Source organism: Pseudarthrobacter linnaei (genome assembly GCF_055412825.1).
Genome location: NZ_JBVAYX010000061.1, coordinates 1 through 2,801, shown reverse-complemented (window position 1 = coordinate 2,801; position 2,801 = coordinate 1). Strand labels below are relative to the sequence as shown.

Annotated in this window: 2 protein-coding genes; both read left to right on the top strand. The window is 63.5% G+C overall.

Annotated elements, in window-relative coordinates:
- Positions 1-61: 61 nt before the first annotated feature.
- Complete coding sequence (locus ACZYZ3_RS20435) at positions 62-2,437, top strand: CBM96 family carbohydrate-binding protein (RefSeq protein WP_463965590.1); 2,376 nt, start codon at positions 62-64, stop codon at positions 2,435-2,437.
- Positions 2,438-2,497: 60 nt separating this feature from the next.
- Positions 2,498-2,734 (top strand): hypothetical protein, encoded by a 237-nt coding sequence (locus ACZYZ3_RS20430; protein ID WP_463965589.1) that lies wholly within the window; start codon positions 2,498-2,500, stop codon positions 2,732-2,734.
- Positions 2,735-2,801 lie beyond the last annotated feature (67 nt).

Here is a 2,801-nt window from a genome sequence, read left to right as displayed (position 1 = left end):
CGTTTTGCCCGCACACCCACCGATCCGCTAAGCGTCATCACCATGGCGAAAGGAGCCTAAAGTGCTCGATTTCAATTTCCGGCCGTCCGCGGATTGGCCTGGGGCGCGGTGGAGCGGCACCGCCAAAATTCCACAGCTTGAACATCGGAAGGATGAAAACATGAGCAACCTCAATGCGTCTGCGGTAGGACGGTTTGCGGCGGCGTCCCTTTTGGTCGCAGCCCGAGTCAGCAACCGGTGTTCCATCCGACGCCAGGAGCAGGGACTTCGAGTCGCTCTGGTGCGCGAGGGGACAGCTGGTCTGCGGCTACGCGGGTCGCGGAATCCGCGGCTCCGTGCACTGCTGGCAGCACTACTGACAGCGCTGCTGCTTGCGTTGAGTGTTGTTGTGGTACCGGTTGCGGCGTCGGCTGCTGCGGGTGATGTTGGGGTTCAGGGCCCGTCGCATTCCGGGACGGGGACGCCGACAGGTACGAAGCGGGCAACGAGTGCTTTGTGGTTCAACGACGGGGTCTGGTGGGGGAACCTGTGGGACACTGCCAGCTCGGATTTTCACATCTTCCGGTTCAATTCCGCGACGAGCTCGTGGGTTGATACGGGTGTGGCGACGGACACGCGGGCGAACACTCATCATGACGTGATGTGGGACGGGACGACGTTGTTTGTGGCGAGCTATCGGTTCGTCAACGACGGTCGGCCAGCTGAGCCGAACTACCCGACGACGATGCGGCGTTACAGCTACGATCCGAGTAAGACGAAGTACACGCTGCTGAGTTCTTCAAAGATCAACAACTCCCGCGTTGAGACCCTGACCATCGACAAGGACTCGACTGGTCGGGTGTGGGCCACGTGGCCGGAGAATAACCGGATCTATATGAATGTCACTGGCACGGATGGCAAGACGTGGGGGACGCCGTTCGCGCATCCTGCGTCCTTGAGCAACGTGTCCGTGGACGACACCTCGGCGGTGATCGCGTTCGACGACAAGATGGGTGTGATGTGGAGCCGGCAGGTCGGTGACTCCACCGACGGCATGTACTGGAGCTACCACGTCGATGGGGCGTCCAACACCGCCTGGTCCGCTCCTGTGGCAGCGGTGAAGGGGCAGCGCAGCGGTGATGACCACATGAACTTGAAGTGGATGGATTCCTCGGGTGGCCGGGTTTTCGCCGCTATTAAGACGTCCTTCACGTCGGCGTCTCAGCCGCTGATCCAGCTGTTGGCATTGAATGGCACGACCTGGTCGGCGCACACGATCGCGACAGTGGCGGAGTGCCCGAACCGGGTGACCGTCCTGGTTGATGAGAGCACGCAGAGGCTGCGTACCTTTGCCACCTATCCGAAGCCGAGTGGCACGACGAACGCTGGTGTCTGCACCAGCTCGGGCGGTGCGATCTACGAGAAGTCCACGCCGCTGAGCGACATCAACTTCACCACGACGAAGACGGCTCGTATCGTGGACGCCGACCAGTATGTCCACAACGTGACGTCGACGAAACAAAATCTCAACAGTGCGGCGCGGGGCACGGCCAACAGCGGTCTGCTGTTGCTCGCCGATGTGAACGCCACCAGCCGGTACTGGCACTTCTCCGAACCCGGCGGCGGCGGTGGTGGCGGTGATACGACCGCCCCGACGGTGACGGCTACGTCTCCGGCGGCTAGTGCCACTGGTGTGGCGGTGACGGCGAATGTGACCGGGTCCTTCTCGGAGGCGATGGATGCGTCGACGGTTACGTCGGCGACGTTCAAATTGACATCGGGGACAACGCCGGTAGCGGCCGCTGTGTCGTACGACACCACGAACAAAGTTGCGACGTTAAACCCGGATGCGGATCTTGCGGCCGGTACGACATACACGGCGACGATCTCCAGTGGGGTGAAGGATGTTGCCGGTAACGCGTTGGCGGCGGACAAGACGTGGACCTTCAGCACGGCCCCCGCGGGCGGCGGCACGTCGGAGACCGTCACCCTCACAGCCACCGCTGACAGCTATGTGACGAGCGGGGCGACGGGGACGAACTACGGCACGAGCACCATGCTGGGTGTGGACAACAGCCCGGTGGAGGCCACGTACTTGAAGTTCGACCTGTCGGCGTACGCGGGCAGGACGCTGGAGAGTGCGACGTTGCAGCTGCGTAGCGCCGGGAGTGGGTCAACGGGTACGCAGAACGTCAAGGTCGTCGCTATTGACACCTGGACCGAGAGCGGGATCACGTACACTAACCGTCCGGCGCTCGGCACCAGCATCGGCAGGCTCGGCCCGACAACGACCAACACCAGCTACAACGTTCCGCTGACGGTCAGCGGCCTGACCGGTGAGCTCGGCCAACAGCTCTCTCTTGGAATGGACTCCAGCAGCAGCGACGGCCTGGACCTCAACTCCAAGGAAGCCGGCAGCACGCTCGCACCCAAGCTGGTGCTCACGCTGAAGAACTAGGCGGACACCGGCGACACGGCCGACACCATCCGACCGACACCACCCAGACAGGGGACGACCATGCAGACCAAGACCAAGGCACTGCGCTTCGAGATCCACGGCCGCGTCATGATTCGCGTCGACGCGGAGGCGCCGGCAGCGGCCCGGCTCCAGAGCCCGGTGGCGTGCTTCGCCACCGGGCGGCCAGCGGACATCGTCGTCGATGACCGGCTGGAGCCGACGCCGGATGCGGATCTGGTTGAGCACGGGCTCGCGTACACGGAGAACAGCGTGCGCGTCAGGCGGGATGCGCGATGACCGGCACGTTGGTTGCGGCTCCCCGGACCGGGGTGCGTTGGAAGTCCCGTGAGGTGTGGTGCGCTCT